The organism is Eupransor demetentiae (genome assembly GCF_963930865.1).
Taxonomy (GTDB): Bacteria; Bacillota; Bacilli; order Lactobacillales; family Lactobacillaceae; genus Eupransor; species Eupransor demetentiae.
In genome coordinates this window covers 17,169-40,307 of record NZ_CAWVOH010000004.1, presented here as the reverse complement: position 1 = coordinate 40,307, position 23,139 = coordinate 17,169, and the positions used below count along the sequence as shown (strand labels likewise).

The 23,139-nt window shown below is 46.1% G+C and carries 26 protein-coding genes and 2 tRNA genes; 19 read left to right on the top strand and 9 right to left on the bottom strand.

Annotated features, from left to right (window positions below; all coding sequences use genetic code 11):
- Window positions 1-41: 41 nt before the first annotated feature.
- The 5 genes from ABSY64_RS07035 to rlmH all read left to right on the top strand — a co-directional run bounded on the left by ABSY64_RS07035 (window position 42) and on the right by rlmH (window position 6,122).
- Window positions 42-1,913, top strand: a complete 1,872-nt coding sequence (locus ABSY64_RS07035; protein WP_349642378.1) for an ATP-binding protein — start codon at window positions 42-44, stop codon at window positions 1,911-1,913.
- The gene (locus ABSY64_RS07030; protein WP_349642377.1) at window positions 1,906-3,204 is read left to right on the top strand and encodes a hypothetical protein; all 1,299 of its coding nucleotides are present in this window, start codon (window positions 1,906-1,908) and stop codon (window positions 3,202-3,204) included. Before ABSY64_RS07035 ends, ABSY64_RS07030 begins: the two co-directional genes overlap by 8 nt.
- Window positions 3,205-3,218: 14 nt before the next feature.
- The gene (gene yycI / locus ABSY64_RS07025; RefSeq protein ID WP_349642376.1) at window positions 3,219-3,998 is read left to right on the top strand and encodes a two-component system regulatory protein YycI; all 780 of its coding nucleotides are present in this window, start codon (window positions 3,219-3,221) and stop codon (window positions 3,996-3,998) included.
- Between the two features lie 66 nt (window positions 3,999-4,064).
- The gene (locus tag ABSY64_RS07020) at window positions 4,065-5,180 is read left to right on the top strand and encodes a S1C family serine protease (RefSeq protein WP_349642375.1); all 1,116 of its coding nucleotides are present in this window, start codon (window positions 4,065-4,067) and stop codon (window positions 5,178-5,180) included.
- A gap of 462 nt (window positions 5,181-5,642) precedes the next feature.
- Entirely contained in the window at window positions 5,643-6,122 is a 480-nt protein-coding gene (rlmH, locus tag ABSY64_RS07015; protein ID WP_349642374.1) for a 23S rRNA (pseudouridine(1915)-N(3))-methyltransferase RlmH, read from the top strand.
- Between the two features lie 25 nt (window positions 6,123-6,147).
- Here the strand turns inward: rlmH and ABSY64_RS07010 are convergent, their stop codons facing one another.
- Window positions 6,148-6,798 (bottom strand): NAD(P)H-hydrate epimerase, encoded by a 651-nt coding sequence (locus ABSY64_RS07010; RefSeq protein WP_349642373.1) that lies wholly within the window; start codon window positions 6,796-6,798, stop codon window positions 6,148-6,150.
- A gap of 81 nt (window positions 6,799-6,879) precedes the next feature.
- Between ABSY64_RS07010 and ABSY64_RS07005 the strand changes: the two genes are divergently transcribed.
- The 5 genes from ABSY64_RS07005 (at window position 6,880) to ABSY64_RS06985 (ending at window position 8,959) form a co-directional block, all read left to right on the top strand.
- On the top strand, window positions 6,880-7,209 hold the full coding sequence (locus ABSY64_RS07005) for a hypothetical protein (RefSeq protein WP_349642372.1): 330 nt from the start codon (window positions 6,880-6,882) through the stop codon (window positions 7,207-7,209).
- Between the two features lie 47 nt (window positions 7,210-7,256).
- Window positions 7,257-7,344, top strand: a tRNA-Ser gene (locus ABSY64_RS07000).
- Between the two features lie 110 nt (window positions 7,345-7,454).
- On the top strand, window positions 7,455-8,036 hold the full coding sequence (locus tag ABSY64_RS06995) for a TMEM175 family protein (protein WP_349642371.1): 582 nt from the start codon (window positions 7,455-7,457) through the stop codon (window positions 8,034-8,036).
- A 31-nt stretch (window positions 8,037-8,067) separates the two neighbouring features.
- A complete protein-coding gene (locus ABSY64_RS06990) occupies window positions 8,068-8,517 on the top strand; it encodes a GNAT family N-acetyltransferase (protein WP_349642370.1) in 450 nt (149 codons plus the stop codon).
- 88 nt (window positions 8,518-8,605) lie between these two features.
- Window positions 8,606-8,959, top strand: coding sequence for a DUF1516 family protein (locus ABSY64_RS06985; RefSeq protein WP_349642369.1), 354 nt, complete (start codon window positions 8,606-8,608; stop codon window positions 8,957-8,959).
- Window positions 8,960-8,995: 36 nt separating this feature from the next.
- Here ABSY64_RS06985 and ABSY64_RS06980 read toward each other — a convergent pair whose 3' ends face one another.
- From ABSY64_RS06980 to ABSY64_RS06965, 4 genes are all read right to left on the bottom strand, one after another.
- Entirely contained in the window at window positions 8,996-9,385 is a 390-nt protein-coding gene (locus tag ABSY64_RS06980) for a tautomerase family protein (RefSeq protein ID WP_349642368.1), read from the bottom strand.
- A gap of 34 nt (window positions 9,386-9,419) precedes the next feature.
- Window positions 9,420-10,520: an SLC13 family permease gene (locus ABSY64_RS06975; protein WP_349642367.1), complete on the bottom strand. Its 1,101-nt coding sequence runs from the start codon at window positions 10,518-10,520 to the stop codon at window positions 9,420-9,422.
- Window positions 10,520-11,065 carry a TetR/AcrR family transcriptional regulator gene (locus tag ABSY64_RS06970; RefSeq protein ID WP_349642366.1) on the bottom strand — a complete coding sequence of 182 codons (546 nt, stop codon included), beginning with the start codon at window positions 11,063-11,065 and terminating at the stop codon, window positions 10,520-10,522. Before ABSY64_RS06970 ends, ABSY64_RS06975 begins: the two co-directional genes overlap by 1 nt.
- A gap of 120 nt (window positions 11,066-11,185) precedes the next feature.
- Window positions 11,186-11,755: a TetR/AcrR family transcriptional regulator gene (locus ABSY64_RS06965; RefSeq protein ID WP_349642365.1), complete on the bottom strand. Its 570-nt coding sequence runs from the start codon at window positions 11,753-11,755 to the stop codon at window positions 11,186-11,188.
- Window positions 11,756-11,903: 148 nt separating this feature from the next.
- Here ABSY64_RS06965 and ABSY64_RS06960 point away from each other — a divergent pair, with 148 nt between their 5' ends.
- From ABSY64_RS06960 to ABSY64_RS06950, 3 genes are all read left to right on the top strand, one after another.
- Window positions 11,904-13,391: a DHA2 family efflux MFS transporter permease subunit gene (locus tag ABSY64_RS06960; protein ID WP_349642364.1), complete on the top strand. Its 1,488-nt coding sequence runs from the start codon at window positions 11,904-11,906 to the stop codon at window positions 13,389-13,391.
- Complete coding sequence (locus ABSY64_RS06955; protein ID WP_349642363.1) at window positions 13,388-13,918, top strand: DUF4811 domain-containing protein; 531 nt, start codon at window positions 13,388-13,390, stop codon at window positions 13,916-13,918. The genes ABSY64_RS06960 and ABSY64_RS06955 overlap by 4 nt, the downstream gene beginning before the upstream one ends.
- Before the next feature lie 238 nt (window positions 13,919-14,156).
- A complete protein-coding gene (locus ABSY64_RS06950; protein ID WP_349642362.1) occupies window positions 14,157-15,866 on the top strand; it encodes a peptidoglycan amidohydrolase family protein in 1,710 nt (569 codons plus the stop codon).
- Between the two features lie 42 nt (window positions 15,867-15,908).
- Here the strand turns inward: ABSY64_RS06950 and ABSY64_RS06945 are convergent, their stop codons facing one another.
- Window positions 15,909-16,484, bottom strand: a complete 576-nt coding sequence (locus ABSY64_RS06945) for a cadmium resistance transporter (protein ID WP_349642361.1) — start codon at window positions 16,482-16,484, stop codon at window positions 15,909-15,911.
- 121 nt (window positions 16,485-16,605) lie between these two features.
- Between ABSY64_RS06945 and lepB the strand changes: the two genes are divergently transcribed.
- Window positions 16,606-17,220, top strand: a complete 615-nt coding sequence (gene lepB / locus ABSY64_RS06940; protein ID WP_349642360.1) for a signal peptidase I — start codon at window positions 16,606-16,608, stop codon at window positions 17,218-17,220.
- A gap of 42 nt (window positions 17,221-17,262) precedes the next feature.
- On the opposite strand, the gene ABSY64_RS06935 is transcribed toward lepB, so the two are convergent.
- From ABSY64_RS06935 to ABSY64_RS06925, 3 genes are all read right to left on the bottom strand, one after another.
- Window positions 17,263-17,802, bottom strand: a complete 540-nt coding sequence (locus ABSY64_RS06935; protein WP_349642359.1) for a YagU family protein — start codon at window positions 17,800-17,802, stop codon at window positions 17,263-17,265.
- 122 nt (window positions 17,803-17,924) lie between these two features.
- Window positions 17,925-17,997 (bottom strand) — tRNA-Lys (locus tag ABSY64_RS06930).
- 55 nt (window positions 17,998-18,052) lie between these two features.
- Window positions 18,053-18,382, bottom strand: a complete 330-nt coding sequence (locus tag ABSY64_RS06925; protein ID WP_349642358.1) for a VOC family protein — start codon at window positions 18,380-18,382, stop codon at window positions 18,053-18,055.
- 88 nt (window positions 18,383-18,470) lie between these two features.
- On the opposite strand from ABSY64_RS06925, the gene ABSY64_RS06920 reads away from it, so the two are divergent.
- The 5 genes from ABSY64_RS06920 (at window position 18,471) to ABSY64_RS06900 (ending at window position 23,087) form a co-directional block, all read left to right on the top strand.
- Complete coding sequence (locus tag ABSY64_RS06920; protein WP_349642357.1) at window positions 18,471-20,030, top strand: ABC-F family ATP-binding cassette domain-containing protein; 1,560 nt, start codon at window positions 18,471-18,473, stop codon at window positions 20,028-20,030.
- A gap of 130 nt (window positions 20,031-20,160) precedes the next feature.
- Entirely contained in the window at window positions 20,161-20,898 is a 738-nt protein-coding gene (locus tag ABSY64_RS06915; protein WP_349642356.1) for an amino acid ABC transporter ATP-binding protein, read from the top strand.
- 18 nt (window positions 20,899-20,916) lie between these two features.
- Window positions 20,917-21,786 carry a transporter substrate-binding domain-containing protein gene (locus ABSY64_RS06910; RefSeq protein WP_349642355.1) on the top strand — a complete coding sequence of 290 codons (870 nt, stop codon included), beginning with the start codon at window positions 20,917-20,919 and terminating at the stop codon, window positions 21,784-21,786.
- Entirely contained in the window at window positions 21,783-22,424 is a 642-nt protein-coding gene (locus ABSY64_RS06905; protein WP_349642354.1) for an amino acid ABC transporter permease, read from the top strand. The genes ABSY64_RS06910 and ABSY64_RS06905 overlap by 4 nt, the downstream gene beginning before the upstream one ends.
- Window positions 22,425-22,427: 3 nt before the next feature.
- On the top strand, window positions 22,428-23,087 hold the full coding sequence (locus tag ABSY64_RS06900) for an amino acid ABC transporter permease (RefSeq protein WP_349642353.1): 660 nt from the start codon (window positions 22,428-22,430) through the stop codon (window positions 23,085-23,087).
- The last annotated feature ends 52 nt before the right edge of the window (window positions 23,088-23,139 follow it).

The window sequence follows — 23,139 nt, the reverse complement described above, 5'->3', positions numbered from 1 at the left end:
CGGGTTCGGGGCATTTGCCCCATGCTAGGTGTTTAATTTTCATGACACATATTTTAAAGTTCTTACAATCGATCCGTTTCCGAATCGCCTTAGTGTTTGTGCTCTTCCTTGTATTTGCACTTGAATCACTGGGCGTTTTTTTCGTGCACCAAATGGAAAAACAGGATTTGGTGGCCTTTCAGGATCAAATCACTTTGCCACAGTACGTAACGAACCGAGTGAAGATTGCCCTGACCAACAGCAACAAGGCGGCCGGGGACAAGGAAATCGAAGGCTTGCTTGCGGGATTTACCAACAATAACATCGAAAACATTCAAGTTATCGATAAGAGTGGGACGATTCGTGGAACTTTGATTGCTGGTCAGCAGGAACGTGGTCAAAAGACTGAAGATCCCAATACGCTGAAGGCTTTGACCGACGATCCTAACTTCTTTAACACGCGAGATGTTACCAGCAACAACGAACGTCAGGAAATTATGACGATTCCGCTGGAAACAACTAAAGAGGGAAATAACCGCGAACTCCTCGGGGTTATCGTCGTCAATGCCAGCTTGAAGCGCCTTTATGAAAACATCAATAAGATTATGTGGCTCTTCATCATTGCAGGGCTGGTTGCGCTGTGTTCCTCAATTTTGCTGGCGATTTTCCTATCCAAGACGATTACACAACCGATTGAAATTATTAACAAACAAACGGCTAGCATCGCTGCCGGTGATTATTCCATGATTAACCACATCTATGGAACGGATGAAGTCAGTCAGCTGGCCCATTCGGTTAACGAGCTATCGCAGCGAATTGAAGATTCCACTGAAACCATTTCGGCTGAGCGAAACCGTTTGAATTCGGTTTTGACCCACATGGCCGATGGGGTGCTATTGGCGACGCGCCATGGGCAGGTCACCATCATTAACCAGGCGGCCTCCAACTTCCTGGAAGTTGATGAAGGCCAAGCCTTGGGTAAAAACGTCATTGATCTTTTGCATCTGGAAGGGAAGAAGACGGTTGAAGATCTATTGGAAGACCAAACGGACTTCCCCGTTAACTTCTCTCGTGATGGTAAGAATCTGATTGTCCAAACTTACGTTTCCTTGATTAAGCGTCAGTCCGGTTTGATTTCCGGTATTGTTTTGGTTTTGCATGATATTACTGAACAAGAAAAGATTGATGCTGAACGACGGATGTTTGTTTCCAACGTTTCGCACGAATTGCGGACGCCTTTGACCTCTGTGCGTTCCTATGTCGATGCATTGGCCGATGGTGCCATTGATGACAAGGAAGTCGCTAAAAACTTCTTGTCCGTTGTCCAAGGTGAAACGCAGCGGATGAATCGTATGATTAACGATTTGCTGGAGCTTTCTCGTTTGGACCAGGGAACCATGGAAGTTCGGACCGAATTGGTCAACTTGAACTCGCTCTTTAACTTTGTCTTGGACCGCTTCGACATGATTTTGGATAACGAAAGCTTGGACGAGCAGGTTAAAAACAAGAAGGACTACAATATTGTCCGCAACATCACCAAGGAAGACGTCTGGGTCGAAGTTGATCCGGACAAGTTCACCCAGGTTTTGGACAACTTGATGAACAATGCCGTTAAGTACTCCCCTGATGGTGGAACCATTACGGCCACGCTTGAAAAGCGTAAGGGTCAGGCTTTGATTTCCATTAAGGATCAGGGTCTTGGAATTCCTAAGAAGGACCTTGAAAACATCTTCAACCGCTTCTTCCGTGTGGATGAATCGCGGTCACGTATTCAGGGTGGTTCTGGCCTTGGTTTGGCCATTTCAAAGGAAGTGGTCGAAAAGTTTGGCGGCCGTGTTTGGGCTGAATCCGTGGAAGGCAAGGGTTCAACTTTCCACATCGCACTCGACGCTGTCGAAGATGACTTGCTAGAGGGGGATGACTGGGATGCTTAAACGTGCTCTTTGGGTCGATTCAACTCTGAAAGTTGTCTTGGCCATCGCTTTTTTGACTTCGGTTTTGCTGACTTTTGGAATCTTTAATTTGGCTTCCAACGCCGGTACCGGAACGACAGGAGTGGAAGATCTCCAACTCCAGAACTCCCTTTTCCAACCACGACAGTTCCTCTACACCGATAAAAGCGGTGACTCTTATCAATATAATTTATCCACGAAGCAGGAAGGTAAAATCATAGATTTGCTTTCCACTGCTGAATTTGGCTCATTTCGTGAAGATGAATACAACAACCGTAGTTTGGCCGATCTTTTGAGCCAGCCTGAAACGGTTGTTTTGCACTATAGTGACGTAACGCCGGTGGCTTATTTTAACGGCCACTCGGAAGACACCAATCGTCACATTAAAAACAAGAATTTCGATTATGTGATTTTTTCAATTCATGGGGGCCATAACGTCTACTTCGTTGATAGCCGTCAAGGAACTGTTAACCAGACGACCTTTAAACAGGTCAACTGGCACCGAATTCAAGCAGCAGTTAATGACTGGGGCGATTCGCAGCCGGTCATCTTTGCGCCAATCAAGAATCAGATTAATGTTCTGTATAGCCAGTCCTTTAGCCGTCCGGTTTATACTTACCAAATTCACACGTCCAGCGTGGATGACTTTAACGCAGCCATGTTGGGCTCGGTTAACCAGTTCTCAACCAGTAAGGTCGGGGATTTGCAGAACTATCACAACAATTATTCCGGTCAGAGTAACACTTACCACCCTAATAATCAGACCTTGGTTTTCCAGTCGGAAAACGAGGTGGCTGACCCAGCCAAGACCTATTTGGGGCGTCTAAAGGTTAGTTTTGATCAGCTTGAAGTTTTGAAGAAGGAGCTCCCCAATTTGGGACTCTTCCAAAGCTCTGATCACGGTGGAACGATTTCATTTCGAACTTATGTTGATAACGTGCCAATCTTCTTTGATGGTGGTTTGCCAACGCTTACGAGTCAAATTGATGACAAGGGCCGCCGTCAGGCAACCTACAAGCTTGAAGGGTTGGGCATTCCAGCGCCGAACTCAGAAGGTCAGGTCAAGCTGGATTCGACCAACACCGTTTTGAAGAAGCTGAATAATAGCCAAAAGAGCGAAAATTCATATCAGCAGTTAATGGTGGGCTATGTTTGGCAAGTTAATAAAGACAACAAGAACTTGGTTGATTTAGTGCCAACTTGGATGGTTCAGGATAAAAACGGTACTTGGTATAGCCTAGACGATTATCTTGAACGCACTCAGACAGATTAAGAAAGGAGGCTCATATGCAGTTTCGTCGAATTTTAATACTAATGTTGGGACTTGCTTTGGGCCTCGATCTTTTCTTGTTTTCCGTTTGGCGAACGGGCGTGACCAGCCGTGAAATGGATAATGATCCTAATGCTAGTGCGGTCGCTGCCATTGAAAAGCAGGGAATCAAGCTAGAGTCCTTGTCGACCAAGACGCGTCGTATCAACTACGTGGCCGCTCAGTCGGATTCCTCCTTCTCTGCTACGACCAACAAGCTAAATTTGGACGACCAATCGATTAAGGGCAGCGCCCTGCTGGGAACCGTTAATTTGGATAAGAACACCGGTAACGAAGCTGTCCCAGCCTATGCCCGCGCCCTTGCTAAAAAACTTGGCTATCAGGAAAATACATTGATGACCAAGTTTTACAAGGGTAATGAACCGGAAGCTACCTATGTCTTCGGGCAAATGGTCGATGGCCTGCCGGTTGTAGCCAAAGAGGGGCAGTTGCAGCTGTCTTATAACCGTTCCAACCACAGTTTTGATTTTTCACAGCACCATTTGACGGCAATCAAGACTTTGCACGATTCGCGTGAAATTATTTCCGAAGAAGCCGCCATTGTGGCGCTCTACCGTTACAATCAGCTGAATAAGGGGGAACATCTTTCCTCCGGAACGCTGGCCTATGACACGGAAGACACGCTGAACGGTTACCAAATTTATCAGCCGGCTTGGGTCTTCTTAAAGACTGACAAAGCAGGCAACAAGACCTTCTTGAAGATTAACGCCTTCATGGGGAAGCAAACGATTGATTAAATTTAATGTATAATTAAAAAAGTGCAAGTATCCTAGTTCATATATTCAACTGGAGTTTTAGTCAGCATGCAAAAGAGTTTAAGTAACATTATACTAATCGGCGCCGCTGCAGGATTACTAGGCGGGGGCGGGGTTTTAGTTGGCCAAGAAATCTACGACAATTACCAGACGACCCACAGCCCGGTCCGTTTAAAGTCAGAAAATACACAAGAGTTATCGTCTAGCAGCAATGCTACCAGTGCCTATAACAAGGTGGCGAATGCCGTTGTTTCGGTTTTGAACTTTAAAAAATCTGGCGGTAGTTACACGGAATCTTCCGAAGGTTCCGGCGTTGCTTACCGTAAGGCCGATGGTTCCGCTTTTATCGTGACCAATAACCACGTTATTGATGGTGCCGACAAAGTTCAAGTCATCAATAACCAAGGCAAGCAGGTCATGGCCACGGTTGTCGGAAAGGATTCGACGACCGACTTGGCGGTCTTGAAGGTTGAAGATTCCGCGATTAATTCCGTTGCCTCTTTCGGTGATTCGGACAAGATTTCAGTTGGGCAAACGGTTTTGGCGATTGGCTCGCCACTTGGCTCCCAATATGCTTCAACGGTGACGGAAGGAATTATTTCCGCCACGAAGCGTTTGGTGGAAGCTAATAATGGCGGTTCAACGGTTATCCAAACCGATGCAGCCATTAACCCTGGAAATTCTGGAGGACCATTAATTAACTTGGCTGGTCAGGTCGTTGGAATCAATTCAATGAAGCTGTCGGCCTCAACAACTGGTTCAACGGTCGAAGGAATGGGCTTTGCTATTCCTGCCGACCAGGTTGTCGATATTGTTAATAAGCTGGCTAAGTACGGTAAAATCACCCGTCCTGCGCTGGGCATCGAAATGGTTAACCTGTCACTGGTTCCAGCCGACGACCAAAAATCAACGCTCAAGCTTCCAACATCCGTGACTGGTGGGGCCGTCGTTATGAAGGTAACGAAGGGCTCTGTTGCCGAGAAGGCAGGGCTGTCTCAGTACGACGTCATTACAGCAATCGACGGTAAGGCTGTTAATAACATTGCTGATTTGCGTGAAAACCTCTATCAGCACAGTGTCGGCAGCAAGATCACGATGGACTTCTACCATGGTTCAACCAAGAAGACCGTTAAGATTAAATTGACACAGCGTTTAGCAAACTAATCCTTTGGGATTAGTTTTTTTACTTGGATTTTTCCTGACTAAAATGAATTTTAAAAAAGTAAATGTTCGGAAATAGTCGATTTTGGCTGACTTTAATCTTGATTTAATCTACTTTTTTGGTTGGCATAAATGGTAAAATCCGAATGAGAAATCCGACTTCTGTGGGGCGAACATTTGTGCTTATGCACAGCTGTGGATATTAATGTGGATAACTGTGGAAAAGTTAAGGAATGGTAAAGCAAATCCGTTGAAAAAGGGCTTTTTATGCCAAAGATGTTATCCACAATTTGATGAACTTATCCACTGCGTAGAGCTTATCAGTGGTAATAAGTCCTCGAAACGCCCATGTAGAGCGCTTCGTTCGGAAATAATTTTCTGGGGATACTTGTGGATAACTGTGGATAAGTCCTGCTAATAAATTAGTGGATTATGCCGTAAAATATTAAGAAAAGGTAAAGAACTATGAAAATTAAGATGATAACTGTAGGAAAACTTAAAGAAAAGTACCTCAAAAGTGGCATTGAGGAGTATGCCAAGCGCATGTCACGTTTTGCCAAGTTGGAATTAATTGAGGTGCCGGATGAAAAGACACCAGAAAAAGCCAGCGATGCCGAAAACACGGAAATTATGGCCAAAGAGGGTGCCCGCATCCAAGCCAAGATTGGTGAACGTGATTACGTCGTAGTCTTAGCCATTGAAGGCAAGCAGTTCCCCTCTGAGGAGTTCTCGGAAAAGTTATCCCAGGCTATGTTAAACGGCTATGGCACGCTGACCTTTATCATCGGCGGCTCCCTAGGGCTCGATCCAGCCATCAAAAAAAGTGCCAACTTGCTCCTCTCTTTTGGAAAGTTGACCCTGCCCCATCAATTGATGCGTTTGGTTTTGATTGAACAAATCTATCGGGCCTTCATGATTCGCGAAGGTTCTCCATATCATAAATAAAAAAGCACTGCTGTCAGCAGTGCTTTTATTTGGCTTGTGAGAAGATGAAATTTTCGGGGGTGAGTAGGCCGATGTCTTTAACGATAACCTCGCCAGAGAACTTCTTGCCGCCGCCCTTGGTTAAACCAACCTTTTCGTAACCAAAGGTCACGGTTGACTTGGCCTTGAGTGCGGATCCTAGAACTTCACCAGTGTTGGCTGAAATACCAGTTGGAACGTCGATTGCGACCACACTGTTATCGGCGTGGTTAGCAGCGCGCATCATCTTTTGCAAACCGTCGGGGATGGTATTGTTCAAACCGGTTCCGAAGATGGCATCGATGATGAGGGTTGCCTTTTGGAAGTCTGACTTTTCCGAACGGGTCAAACCACAGTGTTCCGCGATTTTAAGTTGGTGTTGGACGCTGTCCTTAGCGCGGTTGAGGTTCCCCACGAATTGTAGGGAAACGTCGATGCCTTGCAGGTGGAGCAGGCGGGCGAGAGCGACCCCGTCAGCGCCATTATTGCCTAAGCCAGCGAGGACTAGCACGTTGGAAAGGTCAAAGTTGCCGGCTCCAATCACTTCTTGGACAGCCATGGCAGCCCGTTCAATGAGAACTTCCTGGGGCACCGCCATGGTTTGCATGGTGTATTCTTCAATTAGTTGCAGCTCAGATGTTGTAACGAGTTGTGTCATCTTACCTACCAAATCTAGTATAATGAGTTATGTTTCATTATACTAAAGTATCGTTAAAATACCAATTTGAAGGGGATTAGCATGGATCAACTTGATGTTGCAGAAGATTTACAAACAGTGAAGGACCAAGTCGCCATTTTGACGGCCCGTGGTTTTGATGTGACGGAAGACCAAGTTATGGCCGATGCCTTGCAGCGCGGTTTGCAGGAAATGGTTGATGAACGCCTTGGCGCAGGCTATGACACGGTTAAGTGGTCAGACAAGCAGGAACTGCAGATTTGGGATATGTACAATGAGCTTGTCGGTACCTTGAGTCCGCAGGGCGACAGCCTTTTGGATGATTTTCGACAAAACGATGATAAAATCTGGGATTACTTCCACGAGCAATTGCGCCGCATCGTTAGCCGCTAAAAACTATTGCAGCTTGAAGCCGAGTCTGGTATGATATTATCTGTTATGGAGAAGTACTCAAGCGGCTGAAGAGGCGCCCTTGCTAAGGGTGTAGATGTGTAAAAGCATGCGAGGGTTCGAATCCCTTCTTCTCCACTCGGTTAAAGCCACAGCGTAAGCTGTGGTTTTTTTGTGCCTACAGACGCTTGAAAGCGGAATGGTGTAGGATAAAGGCTGAAGTATTTGATAGGAAATGGAGCATCTTCATGACTAAAGAACGATTGAATGCAGTAACTGATGGTGTTTTCGCCGTGATTATGACCTTACTAGCCTTAGATTTGCCACAGCCTAAACAACCTTTGACTATCGGCAGTTTCGCTGACGTCAACGTGCGTTTGTTGGCTTACTTGCTCTCTTTTTTGGTACTGGTAAGGCTCTGGATTTATATCAATAATGGCTGGCAGTTCGTTCAGCGTATAAACAACCGCGTTATTTGGTTGAACTTTATTTCACTCTTTATTTTGACCCTCTTTCCCTATGCTACGACCATGGTTGCGGAAAATTTTAATAATAAAATCGCGCAAACCATCTATGGCGTTTTAATTTTTTTGACCAATGCACTTAATGCCTATATCTACACTGAATTGGGTAAGTTGCATCAGGATAACCCGACGACATTGCAGCAATTCGATGTGCGAATGAAGACGATTCGGTTTGATCTTGTGCTTAAAGCAGCTGGAATTTTGCTGACTTTGACGATTTGGACGCCGGCGGCCTTCTTTGCTGTCATGCTTTCCATGGTCAGTCCGACCTTGGTGAAGTGGGTTAAGTTTGCTATCAGGAAGTAATTGATTGAATTTTAATGATTGGAGAAAAATTATGGAAGATACTCAGTTTCAAGTTCGAGCAACTGATGAATTAAAGGCGCAGGAACTACTAGAAATTTTGAAGGAACGAGTTAAAGTCTTCGTTGTAGAGCAAAACTGTGCGTACCAAGAAGTTGATGATAAGGATGGGGATGCAGTCCATGTTGTTTTGAAAAATTCGGCCGGCGCCATTTTAGCTTATGCTCGAATTGTTTCGAGTGACGAACCCGGCTACATTAGCTTCGGGCGTGTCTTAGTGGTCCAAGAATACCGTCGCCATCACTTAGGCCGTCAATTGATTGAAAAGACGCTGCAAGAGTGTGAGCGGCTTTATCCGGACAAGAAAATTAAAATCGCTGCACAAGCATACTTGCAGAATTTCTATGCTTCCTTTGGTTTTCAGGCGGTTTCGGAGATTTATGATGAGGATGGCTTGCCCCACATCGATATGATCCGCGGATAAAACACCTATACCAATATTTCAGTTTGCGTTAAGATTGTAGGTGAACTAGTTTCGATTTGGTTCCTAAAAAATTTTAAGAAGGTAAATTATGTATCTCTGGCTTCACATCATCGTCGCCTTGGCCATGATCGTACTTTTGATTGTGGACTTGCGCAAGGAAAATGGTTCACTGCCCGTGGCCATGACTATTCGTACTTTGTACTTGGTTATGCTGGCCGACGGAATCTACCTGGCCTTTAAGGCTTGGCACCGTGCACCGGTCTTGGTTTCGTTTAAAATCGTCGCTTCGATTCTGGTCATCGGCTACATTGAATACTTGATGGCTCGCCGTGCCCGTAACCAACTCAGGCAGTCCGATTATTACATCGCGGCCGGTATCATTGTGCTTTTGGTCATTTTAGGCCTCTTCACAGCCGGTTTCCGTCCTTGGATTCACTTGTAAAATAAAAAAGACCCGTGTGGGTCTTTTTTATTAGGCTTACAAATCGCCGTTGATAAACTGGGCCTTACCTTGACCGAATGACCAGTCTTCGGAATCGTTGTTGACGATTGAAACGACCAAGTCATCGGGATTCAAACCAAGCTTAGCCTGCAATTCGCTGGCCAATTGGGCGTAGAAGGCTTCCTTGTCGGCGCGTTCGCGGGGACGTGAAATGATGGAGAAGACAATGGTGTCCTTAGTTCGCTTGAAACCAAGACCAGCATCGCCAACCTTCATTTGGTAGTCCTTGTGTTCGTTAACGACCTGGTAGCGATCACCATCGGGCGTGTGGAAATTCTTTTGCTGAGCAGCGTAGGCCACGTCCAAGAGGGTGTTAATGTAATTTTCATCGTGACCTTCGCGTAGGTCAATTTTCATCAATGGCATAAAAAGTCTCCAATCAGTTTTTTTAATGGTAACACTAATGCAAGAGCAGCGCGGCGATTCCTGTCAGAATTAATAACAGCAAGAGATTAATTCCGAGAAAGACTGGCCAAATTCGTTGGGCGCGTACTCCAAAGTGAAGGCGATACTGGCGCAAGGCCAATAAGTTGGCGAGGGACGCAACTAGCGTACCCAGTCCACCGATGGAAACACCCCAGAAGAGAGGTTGTAGGGCAAAGTGGAACTTGTCGAGTAGAATTGCGACCGGAACATTGGAAATGATTTGGCTAGTCAGAGCGGCAGCGATAAACTGGCCAAATCTTGAACTAATTTGGCCATACAAGTCGCTGACGAAGGGCAGGCTGCTAATGGCGCCGACAATCAAGAAGAAGTTGAAGAAGGTGAGCAAAATTCCATAGTCTAACTTGGTGAATTGGCTGGGCGCTAAATAAAGAGTAATCACGACCAGAAGAACTAAGCCGACGGTTAGGTTCATGAAATTCAGCAGGGTTGCTAAACCAGCCAGACTTCCAACAACCAAGCAGAAAACAGCGGGTGCCGTCAAAGTTAGGGCTTCGACCTTAACTTGGCTCTGCACAGGGATTTTAGGCGTGCTGAGCAAGATAATTACAAGTAGAAGTACAGTTATGCCAGCTAGCGGCAGGGCAATTTGCCCAAAATATGCCAGGCTGGGCTGGAACTTGCTTACGAGGTAGATATTTTGCGGATTACCGAAAGGCGAGAGGGCCGAACCAAGGTTGGCGAAGATGGCTAGATAGGTAATGACGCGGGCATCGCTCAAATGGAATTCGTGGTGCAAGTGATAATAAAGCGGCACGAGGGTCAAAATCGCAATGTCGTTGGTAAAGAAAAAGGATGTGCCGATAGCCAAGAGTAAGAGACTGCCAAGCAGGCCACGTTGATTATGCGAACTAGCCAGTAACTTGCGCGCCAACCAGGTAATAATTCCTAATTTTTCGTAGATGCCAATCAGGAGCATTAGGGTAAAGAGCTCGAAAATTGTTTTCCAATCAACGGCAGCTATACGAGCGCGACCAAATAAAACGACCAGCAGCATGAGCAGCGTGGTCGTTAACAAAGTTTTATCGGCTATGAATTTGTGTACGAATTTAGTCATTAAAGTAATTCTTGCACACCAACCGCGATTTTGCCACCAAGAGCCGACATTTCGCGAGGAGTATGGTTGAAGTCGTTTTCGACCCAGTTATCAATCAAGTTGATAATGCCCCCGATGGCGAAGATGTGTAGCTCGGGTGACTGCCGCGCAAAGTTGATCAAATCAGAGTTGTAGCGATCGGCGTAGAACAGACCGTCGCGGACCAAGTACATCTTGTCGTTGTCGTGTAGAATCCGCAGGAAGTCCTTTTCCCGTGATAGCACGGTAAAAAGATTAAATAGAATTGACTGAAAATTTTGCGGATTGTCGGACTCAATCAATTCGAAGAGCCGCTGGGACATCCGCCGAACCAACAAACCGAGTAGCTGGTCGGTGTTATCAAAATGGCGGGAGAAGGTACGCCGTGATAAATGAGAATTTTCACAAATCTGATTAACAGTAATATCCTTATAAGGAACAGTTTTTAACAATTGGGCTAAACTGTCCGTAAAACGATCTTGTGTGGCCTGGACTTGCTTTTGGCGTTTCACAACTGTTTGTGGCATGGCGCTACCCTCTCTCATTGGTATATCTGATATTTTTCAATTAATTTCGACTCTAGTATACGCCTTATATACCTAAATGTCTATATCAGACAGATGTTGGACAGTTACCAATTTTGTGTCTCAGGAATGCCTAGCTTCAACCTTTTGACGCAGTTCGGGGCTAAGCGAAGCGGTGAAAATTTTTGCTAGTTCTTCGGGACTCTCTTTCGCGCCGCTTTTGAGCCATTCCACTTGCAAACTATAAATGGCTCCTGAGATGACGGCGTGTTCGTAATGGTTAACGGGGGTATTCCGGTGAGCATCATCAGAGATGCGCAGATCCTGTAAAAATTGGAAGAAGTAGCCTGACAGACCGCTATCGATAAGTTGTTGCAACTTCACCTGATTTTCTTGGAAGAAGCGAAAAGCAATCACGAAGCGCTGTTCAAAGGGATGTTCGATATCATGATGCTGCTTGAAGTATTCGATCAGCTGCTGATGCCCAGTTTTGGTTAAGTCCGTTAGGTAGTAGCGTAGGATTTCTTCCTTGTCATCGAAGTTACGATAGTAGGAAACACGGGCGACGCCGGAACGTTCGATTAGTTCTGAGATTTTGATGTTGGACAGGGGCTTTTCTTTTAATAGAGAAAAAAGTCCTTCAACGATTTGATTTTTGACCCGGATGTTTTCCGGAGAACAATTGTTAGCCATGAATCTGCTCCGCTATTTGATACCGCTAGTGTATGTGATTTATTTTCGAAATGCTAGCGGGAATTTCTTTGTTGACGAGAAAAATTTCTGGTGCTAGAATCAATTTAACATAACTGATACAAAATGTATCACCGAAAGGAAAAGAATTATGATTACTGATCAAAACGGTAAGCAATATAACCGTTGGTTGGTCATGGCGGTCATGATGATTGCGATGATGGGTGGAGCCCTCATGCAGACATCTTTGGGAACTGCCTTGCCAACTTTGATGACGTCTTTCGACATTAACTTGTCAACGGCGCAACAGGCAACCACTTGGTTCTTGTTAATTAATGGAACGATGATTCCTTTGACGGCCTACTTGGCCAACCGCTTCTCAACGAAGTACTTGCACATTGCAGCTTATGCCTTGCTAACAGCGGGGGTCTTGATTTCAATGTTGACCCCTGAAAAGTCCAGCATGTGGTGGCTTTTCGTTGCTGGACGAATTGTAGCCGCAGCTGCCGTCGGGGTGATGATGCCCATGATGCAGATTATCGTGGTGAACATGTTCGGTGCTAAGGAACGTGGTGCGGCCATGGGTCTGATGGGCTTGGTTATCGGTATGGCGCCAGCCTTTGGTCCAACTTTGACTGGTTGGATTTTGGAAAAGGATCATACCATCCTTGGTTTGACGCTGTCTGATAGCTGGCGTTCAATCTTCGTGATTCCTTTGATTTTCATCGTGGTGGCCCTTGTTTTGGCACCATTCATGATGAAGAATGTCATGAAGACCAAGAAGATGAAGGTTGATTTCCCTTCATTGGTATTGTCTGTTATCGGTTTTGGCCTCTTCCTCTGGGGCTTCACCAACGTCGGAAGCCAAGGTTGGGGTGACTTTGGACAAGTTATCTTGCCAATCGTGGTCGGTTCTTTGATGCTTGCCCTCTTCGTATGGCGTCAATTGAAGTTGCCAGTACCATTCTTGGACGTGCGCGTCTTTACCAAGAAGAACTTTACGATGGCAACGATTGCCTTGATTTTGGCTATGATGGCCATGTTCGGGGTTGAAATGATCTTGCCAACTTACTTGCAAAACGTTCGTGGTTTGACACCTTTGAACTCTGGTTTGGCCCTCTTGTGGGGTGCCTTGATGATGGGATTGCTCTCACCAGTTGCCGGTGTTTTGTACAACAAGGTTGGTATCTGTCGTTTGGCCTCATTTGGTTTCTTGATTATCATGTTGGGTTCATTCCCTTACATCTTCTTGACTGCCGAAACGCCAACGATTATCATCACGGTTTTGTATGCCGTTCGTATGGCGGGGGTTGCCTTGGTTATGATGCCTGTTACGACAGCAGCCATGGGTGCCTTGCCCGATGCAAAGGCTGCCGATGGAACTGCTGCTAACAACACCTTGCGTCAGGTTTCAACGTCAATCGTTGTGGCCATCTTGACCTCTGTTGTTCAGGATACGATTAACCGTAATGCGCCAAGCAGCGGCTTGAAGCTAACTGATCCTTTGAAGTTTGCTAGCCAAAGTTTGGATGCCTCATTGGACGGCTTCCGTATCGCCTTCATCATTGCCTTCTCATTTGCCCTTGTTGGCTTTATCTTGGCTTTCTTCTTGAAGGATGAAAAGGGGGATGCAGAATGATTATTTGGATTATTTTGATTCTGGTCATTTTGACCGGAGTGGCATTCTTTGCCATCAATAACAGCGCCTTGCGTTGGCTTGTCTCAGGTATTATGGTTCTTTTGACTGCAGCGGCAGTTATTGCATTGGCCATGAACATGCATAGCCACTTCGGCATGGAAAAGCAAACGGTTACCTCAACCAAGCAGGTTTATTCAATCTTGCCAGCTCAGTCACCGATTGGTGCGGTAGCAGCGAAGAAGATTGGTTCTAACGACTATGTTTTGGTTTATAAGGATCATGCTAACGATGCCAAGCCGGAAACACACTTTGCACCCGACCAAAAGCACATTGTTGAAACAGTGAAAAAGTCAGCCGGCTACAAGCAGACTGATGTAAGTAATGCTCAGGTCGTTACCAAGACGACACGCTGGGTTTACAAGAATAACATGACGAAGTGGCTCTTCCAGCAGAAGAACGAAGATAACATTATTTCCGTTCGTCACACTTTGGAAATTCCACAAAACTGGCTCGTGAAGAGCTTGTAATATCGCTATAAAAGAAAAACGGCCCGAATCGATTTTTTAAATCGGATTTGGGTCGTTTTTTCCATATTTATAGATACGAACAGATGTTTTTTGTCTAAAATATCCCTTAACTTTGTTAACGAACTGTTAAATAACTGTTAAGAAAATGAAATATTGTTGCGGATTTGTGTTCTCACTATCCCGGCTTTCTGTTATGATAATAAGCGGATACTTCTACCGTTTGGAGGTTGTAGAGAATATGGATAAAGCTGAAAAGGCCAAGCGACCAGGCACGCACCAGTTTTTCAATGCTGGGGCAACGACCTTGATGGTCACGGGGGCAATGATTCCCGTCGCTGGTATGGGGAACAGCCATAAGGTTGCTGCTGATACCACGAATAATAATGCCAACCAAAAGCCACAACAGGCTGATTGGGTCGAAAATAATGCTGACCAAGTACGTGGTCAAGTAACTAAGCAAGGCGTTCAAAATGACATGGACCGCTATACGGTACAGTGGGGTGACACTGTTGACAGTATTGCGGCAGCTTTTAATGTGTCTTCAGATCAGTTGGCAAGTCGTTACCACTTGTCAGACAAGAACGTTATTTTGGCAGGCTACAAGTTGGTTGACCAAGCCAACACCATCGCTGGCTTCCAAGACAAGGGCTACGATGTAACCGGTCAAAGTTCGTCAACGACTTATTCAGCTCCAGACAACATGGTCATGGTTGATCCAAACGTTGGGGCTGCCATCGAACAGATGACGCAAAGCTACCACGTTGCCACTGGCGACCAGGTTCAGCCAACCAACGGCAGTGTTTCATTTGCCGCTTCAACGCAGGCTGTTGATTCTAACGCTGCTTCTCAGGCCAACTCTACTTCAACCTCAACTTCAATGCTCGCCTCTTTGACGTCTTCGCTTTCTCAAGCAACGCAAAAGGCAAACTTCCAGGGACCTGACGATATTTTTGTTGGCAAGGCCAATGTTTCAGATCCTGCAGCTGCCGCCGAAGCACTTAATTCTTCATTGGCAACTTCTGAAAGTGCTAATTCACAATCAATGGCTCAATCTGTGTCAGTGGTTAACTCAGCAAACCTTTCAGCGGCTAACTCACGCGGTTTGGCAGCCAATGCTACCCCAACGGTTAACACTGAAAATGCTTCGGCACAATCATTTGGTTCCTTCTTGCAGCCATTGCAAAACGGTTTGAAGAACATCGCCCAAGGCTTGTTCAACACTGATGTGAACCCAATCGAAAACACTGGTACTGGCGGTGCTAATACTTCTGCTAACACGTCAGCCAACACTTCGATTGATGGAACGATTAATGACACGCCAGATTTGACTGGTTTGCCAGGCTACGATTCAACGTCTACGACGCCATCATCAACTACACCGGCCCCTTCACAAGCACCAAGCAAGGCTCCGGTACAACCTTCTACTGCACCAGCCGTTACGCCGTCTGATTCGACGACACCTGCAGCTACGACGCACAAGGTTGATAACGATAAGTTGATTGATTGGTTCCGAAGCCATGAAGGCAAGTTGACCTACAGCATGAACGGTTCACGTAACGGTTCTGATGGAACGGCTGACTGTTCTGGTGCCATGACCGAAGCTTTGGAAGAAGCTGGTGCCACACCAACGAACACTTTGTACAATACCGATTCATTGCACGGTTACTTGAAGCAAAACGGTTATTCCTTGATTGCTGAAAACCAGCCTTGGGACGCCCAAAAGGGTGACATCGTTATCTGGGGTCAGCAAGGTGCTTCAGGTGGAGCAGCCGGACACGTTCAGGTCATTACTTCAAATGATCCTGACGCCCAAGCAACTTCCGTTAACTATTCAACTGGTGGCGCACAAGGTTCAGCCGTGACTGAATACAGCTACGATGCTTATTACAACCAAGCCGCTAAGGCCGAAGGCGCAGCGCCTTACTATTACGTATACCGTCAGGTATAAAAGAAAAAGCCCATTTGGGCTTTTTTCTTTGGCATAAATCGCCTATAAAAAGTGGCTAATCCAAGCGAAGACGTGGGCAAGAAAGCCGCTGTCATAAAGGACGTAAAGGCCAATCAAAATGTAGCAAATCCTCATGAGTTTTTCGCCATACTTGTCGATGGTCGCCGTGACCCACTTGTTTTGATTAACTCGCTTTAGGATGAAAACGATGATGATGGTCAAAGCGCCGATGTAGAGTATTGTTTCACCAAAGGTTGCTAGACTCTCGCCGAGCAAGACGGGAAGGAAGATGGAAAGATTGCAGCCGGCACAAACGGAAAGGTAAGTACCTAGTACGGCCAAGAAGGGCGAACTCGCCCTACTGCCGCCCTCTTCGTCATCGTCATCACGTAGGGCCAAGTAGATGGGGATGAGACCTAGAATTCCAAGTAGCCATTCCGGCATGAAGGTTTCAAGTATCTGGCCCGCCCCGAAGGAAAGTGTCATTAGCAAGATATTCCCGACCAAATAAGCCAGCAAGACCGAACGGAAGGGATATTTTTTCAACAAGAAGAGCAACATGATGAAGAAATCGAGGTTAACGGCAAAAAATGTTAAAGTTAGTAATCCAATATTCATATGAACTCCATTTCATATGAATAGAATATCATGTATGAGAAATGATTCAAGTGTTTGTGGCATAAATAACGGGCGAAAAGCGCGAAGTAACTCGTATAATAATTGGCAGAGGGCTTTTACTATGATGAAAATTATTAAGGGATGGTGGCCATTTGTCGCGATTTTCCTGCTTGTTTTCCTATTCCTGCATTTTATCTTCACGATAACGACAATTTCTGGGAATTCGATGGAACCTGTGCTTTTGGATAAGCAAAAAGTCGGTGTTAACCGACTTGCTAAGTTGAAGCGCGGCGATATCGTCGTTTTCAATGCCAAGGAAGAGGATCCGCGGATTAAGGCGGGCAAAGTCGACTATGTTAAGCGCATTATTGGTCTGCCTGGCGACACGGTTTCCTATAGCAAGGGAAATCTTTACGTCAACGGGAAGCAAGTCAACCAGGATTACCTTTCCGAATCAGAACGCAATGAAGGAACTGCTGGAGACTTTGGTTCCCACTGGGATTTGAAGAGCCTATGCACAACTGGCTTGTGGAAGAGCAAGGATGCCAACACTACGAAGGTACCAGCGGATAGCTACTTTGTGATGGGGGACCATCGCTCGGTTTCAAATGACGGTCGCTACTATGGTTACGTTAGCCGGAAGCACATTACTGGTAAAGTGGTGGCGCCTTTCTGGTATAGCAAGACCATCAAGGATGAAGTTAATCATCAGGACCAACATTTCTTTGCAAAATAAAAAACACCCACCAATAATGGCGGGTGTTTTTCGTATAACGAATTAGATGTTCGTCAACTTGCCATGCTTGCTCTTTGCAATCAGGTAGTAGACGGTCGCAGCAATCGACCAGGCCCAAATGATGTGGCCGAAGAATTCTGAGAATTGTTCGTCGAATGGCAACTTCCATGCGGCTGGGGTAGTGCCCATCAAAGGCATGATAATCAAGTGGAAAGCAATCCAGATGACGATACCATAGATAGCACCTTGTCCCATACCAACCGTTGGCCAGTACTGTGACAACAAGACGAAGAGGCCAGCGAAGACGATTGAGAATCCGAAGTGGATAATCAAGGCCGTGAAGAAGACCTTTTGGTCATGTGAATAGTAAACGTAGGCGTGAGTTTGGTCGTAAGTGAATCCCATTTGTTGCAACATTTCCTGGGGAGGATTAGTAGCGTCGCGGGCCAAAGTACGAGGTGGCAAAATCTTTTCCCAACCAATCTTGACCATTCCTGAGATCATACCGGCGATGAAGCCATACCAAACAGACTTGGTAATGATTTCCATAAAACTAGCCTTAGGCTTAGTAAGTGTAAACATTATTCTTTTTCTCCTGTTTTCTTTCGTGAATAACTTAACTATTCTAGCACTCGATAAGTGAAAAAGCAAACGTTTTCAGTAAAAGTGTACAAAAAAAGCACCGCCGAAGCGATGCTACTTAGTGGACAGTCAGGGGCTCGAACCCTGGACCCACGGATTAAGAGTCCGTTGCTCTACCAACTGAGCTAACTGTCCATGTCTCAAGAACAGAAAATATTATAGCACGAATTGGTACGGTAGGACAAGCAATTTATTGGTTTGCTTCCAAAATCACTTGGTTGCCCTCGCTGTCGCGGATGTAGAAGGCAATCTTATTGTTAAAGCGTTCCTCTTCCTTTTCAATTGGGATAAAGTTGTTGGCCAGGTGCTGGCGCAATTCGGTTTGGTGGTCACGAACAAGGATTTCAAAGGGACCGGCTGGTTGGCCCTCAACAAAGTGGATTTCTTCACCATCAAGGGTTAAACGTCGGTCGGTCTGTGCACCGGTTTGGGGTAAGTCGAAGGCGTCGCGCCAGAAGCGGTAGGCGCGGTTTGGATCCAAGGCGAGGATGGTTTTGTGGTCAAGTTTACGTGCTTTCATGATGACTCCTTTAAATCTTCTCTTAGTATACGGCTTATAGCCCAGTCTGACCATGCTTGACGGCCCAATCTGTGATAAACTTAGAGCTATGGCATTACTAGAAGTTTCAGGCCTTTCAATGGCCTACGCAGAAAAAACATTATATGAAGACGCTAGCTTTGAACTTCAAGTTGGCGAGCACATGGGGATTGTCGGACAAAACGGGGCTGGAAAGTCGACTTTGATCCGAATTATCACTGAGCAAATCCTGCCCTTGTCTGGGAAAATCGAATGGGCTAAAGGCCTTAAGATTGGTTACTTGGACCAGTACGCCGAGATTCCGGCGGGGATGACCTTGGTGGACTTTCTCCACACGGCTTACCAAGATCTCTATGACAAGCAGGCGCGCATGACCGATTTGTACAACAAGTACGCCGAAACCATGGACGACAAGTTCATGGAACGGGCCGGTCGGATGCAAGAAGAGCTGGATGCGGCTAATTTTTACGACATTGATACCCAAATTGAACAGGTCATCACCGGTTTAGGCTTGGATGCGATTGGTCGTGACCGCGAATTGGAAGCCATGTCTGGTGGACAGCGTGCCAAGGTTATCTTGGCCAAGCTGCTTTTGGAAAATGATGACGTCATCATCCTTGATGAGCCCACCAACTACCTGGATGTGGCCCATATTGAATGGTTGGAAGGTTTCTTGCAGTCCTTTGAAGGGGCGGCCATGATTATCTCCCACGATTTCGATTTCTTGGATCAGGTAACCAACGCCATCATCGACGTTTCCTTTGGAAAGATTACCAAGTACCGTGGTTCTTTCAAGAAGGCCATGCACCAAAAGGAAGAGCGCGCCGAACAGCAGTTGCGTGAATACGAAAAGCAGCAAAACGAGATTGAAAAGGCGGAGAAGTTCATCGCCAAGAACAAGGCTCGTGCTTCAACTTCCAAGCAGGCCCGTTCTCGTGAAAAGATGCTAAATCGTATGGAAAAGATTGATCCGCCTTCTTCTAATCAGAAGGCGAAGTTCAACTTCCCTTACGTTAATTCCCAGTCGGCTAACGCCGTTACGGTTAAGGACTTGTCGGTTGGTTATGACGGGCAGGCGATTTTGGAACCCGTTACTTTTTCAATTACGACGGGGCAAAAGATTGTCTTCCAAGGATTTAACGGTGCTGGTAAGTCAACTTTGATTAAGACGATTCTTGGCATCATTCCTGCCATTGCCGGAACGAGTGACTTTTCACCTTCCGCCATTGTCAACTACTTTGACCAGGACTTGGAATGGGATGACGACCAGAAGACGCCTTTGCAGGAAATGCAGGACCGTTTCCCAACCATTATGCCCAAGGAACTGCGGACACGTTTGGCAGGAGCCGGCATCAATGCCGAAAATGCTTCCAAGCCGCTCTACCAGCTTTCTGGTGGTGAACAGACCAAGGTTAAGTTGGCTATTATGGAAATGAAGCCATCGAACTTCTTGATTCTCGATGAGCCGACGAACCACTTGGATGAAGAAACGAAGCAGGCCCTTTACAAGGCCATTCAAGCCTTCCCTGGAAATGCCATTATTGTTTCCCACGAAACGAGTTTTACGCAAGGATTGGCCGACAAGACTTTGAACGTCGCTGCCCTTTCTTACAAAGAAAATCCAGATTAAAAAGAAAAGCAATGTCGAGAGACATTGCTTTTTTATGAGAGCTTTCCTGACAATTTGCTTGGATAAACTTGTATTAATACCATATATAGATTAAGATAAATTAAAATTTGCTAAGGGGATGTGACCGCTCATGGCCATGATTGAATTTGATAACGTTGAAAAGTACTATGGGGATTTCCACGCCCTCAAGGACATTAATTTAAAGATTGATGCCGGTGAAACGGTGGTGCTTATAGGACCTTCTGGTTCAGGTAAGTCGACCTTAATTCGAACCGTCAATGGCTTAGAAGAAATCCAAAGCGGCCATTTATTGGTTGACGGTTTTGACCTTTACGATAACAAGACGGACATGAACAAGATTCGTAAGAACGTTGGAATGGTTTTCCAGCACTTTAACTTGTACAACAACATGTCTGCGATTGACAACATTATGTTGGCACCGCGTTTGGTTTTGCACCGTCCGGAAGAAGAAAACCGCAAGATTGCCATGGAATTATTGGACCGCGTTGGTTTGGCTGATAAGGCCGACAACATGCCGTCCATGCTTTCTGGTGGACAAAAGCAGCGTGTTGCCATTGCCCGTTCTTTGGCGATGAAGCCCAAGGCCTTGCTTTTCGATGAACCAACCTCTGCCTTGGATCCCGAAATGATTGGTGGTGTTCTTAAGATTATGAAGGACATCGCCCGCGACTCCGACATGACTATGCTGGTGGTTACCCACGAAATGGGCTTTGCCAAGGAAGTGGCCGACCGAGTAATCTTCATGGCGGATGGCCGGATTTTGGAAGATTCAAGTACGGATGAATTCTTCGCTCATCCTAAGGAAGAACGTGCGCAAAAGTTCTTGCAGCAAGTTCGCCAGCACTAAGCCGGGCGGTTTGCACACATGGAACAGATAAAAAAGAGGCGCTTTGGAATTTGGGCGGCTTTGACCTTGGCCCTCGTGTTGGTCTTGTTCACTGCCTGGGCCCTTTTCCGAGTGCAACAAAATCAGCGCCACCAAGATACTTTGGACCGCGTTCTAAAGTCGGGTACCATCACCTGGGGCGTTAAGAGTGACACCAAGCTTTTCGGCTTGATGGATACTAAAGAAGGCGAACCCGAAGGGTTTGATGTGGACTTGGCCCGTGCGGTTACAAAAGAAATTGGCCGTGAAAAGGGTAAGCAGCTGAAGGCGAAGATTATGCCAACGGCAACTGCTTCCCGAATTCAATTGCTTAAAAGTACTAACATTGATGCCACCATTTCGACCATGACCATTACGCCTGAACGTGCCAAGGTGGTTGATTTCAGTCAATCTTATTTTTCGGCGGGTCAATCACTCTTGGTTGCGCAAAACAGTGGGATTCATTCCCTACAGGATTTGAATTCACCTAAGAAAACGGTCTTAGCCGTAGTTGGAACAACGGCGGCCCAACAAATTAAGCAGTTGGCACCCAAGGCTAAAATCGTTGCTTTGCAGGATTATGCTTCTGCCATGCAAGCTTTGAAGGCCGGGCAGGGTCAGGCAGTTTCGACCGATAATGCCATTCTCTTTGGTTTGGCTGCTGAAAATCCTGGCTATCACCTGGTGGGCGGCAACTATAGCCAAGCGTCCTATGGAATTGCTTTTTCTAAGGACCAAAAGGCCATGGTTAAGGCAACGAACAATGCTTTGGATCGAATCAAAGCTGATGGCACCTACAACCGCTTGATTAAAAAGTGGTTCCAGAATATTCCTGGTGTCGACTGGCATCAATTGGAGGTTAAGGAATGAACTTACTACAAACATACTGGTCTTCCTTCATCCAAGGCTTTGGCTATACCTTGTTAGCCTCCATTATTGCCTTGGTGGGAGCCCTAATCTTGGGAACGCTTTTCGCGCTCTTTCAGGTTCAACCGATTAAATGGTTGCGCCAAGTGGGAAATGCTTACGTCCAGTTTTTCCGGAACGTGCCCCTGCTTGTTATCGTCCTTTTTATGTACTTGGTTTTGGCCAAAATCATTCCGATGAACGGTTTTGCTGCCGGTAGCCTTGGCTTGACCCTTTACACTTCAGCCTTTATTGCCGAGGCGGTTCGTGCGGGAATCCAGTCCATTGATTCGGGTCAGTACGAAGGGGCGCGGGCCAATGGTTTGACCTACGTTCAGGCGATGCGTTACATCATTTTGCCCCAAGCCTTTAAGGTTTCTTTGCCGGCTTTGGGCAACCAGTTCATCAACTTGGTTAAGAACTCTTCAATCTTGGCCTTCGTTGGTGGTTTGGATTTGATGTACCAAGGAAACTTGGTCGCTGCCAACTCATACGAAACATTGACATCTTACTTAATTGTCGGGGCCTTCTACCTTGTCATCACACTGCCGCTGTCATACAGCATGCAGTACTTGGAAGAACGTCTAGGAAAGGGGGCCTAAAAAATGCTAACACTAACGTCTACTTCAGTATTTTCTAGTGCGAACATGGGCTACTTTGCCTGGGGAATTGGCATCACCGTCGGAGTTTCCCTGGTCTCCATCATCTTCTCGATGATTGGTGGTTCAATTATCGGGATCATCGAATTTGAAAAGTACCCTTATTTTTCAAGCTTTGTCGGCACCATCAACAACATCGTGCGCAACTTGCCGCTCTTGTTGATTATCTTCTTTACCTACTTTGCTTTGCCAAGTATTGGCTTGCACTTCTCTGTTTTCTGGGCAACGGTTATCGCCATGTCCGTCTTTGAGTCGGCCATGCTGGCTGAAATTGTCCGCGGTGGTCTTGCTGCCGTTGATCATGGCCAGTACGAAGGGGCCCGGACGAATGGTTTGACCGATGGCCAGGCCATGCGCTACGTCATCTTGCCGCAGGCTTACAAGAAGATGATTCCGCCAATCATTTCACAGTTGATTTCTTTGGTTAAGGATACGAGTTTGGCTTCTGGAATCGTTTTGGCCGAAATGACTTATCGTGGGCAGACGATTTATGCCCAGAACTCAAATTATATTTTGCCAATTTTGGCTTTGCTAACGGTTGTTTACTTCCTCTTGAACTATGGTTTGTCCAAGTTGGCTGACTGGTTTGACCGTCGTTTGGCCTAATTTTATATAGAAGAAACAATCATTTTATGTGCTGATTGATTTTTCAATCGGT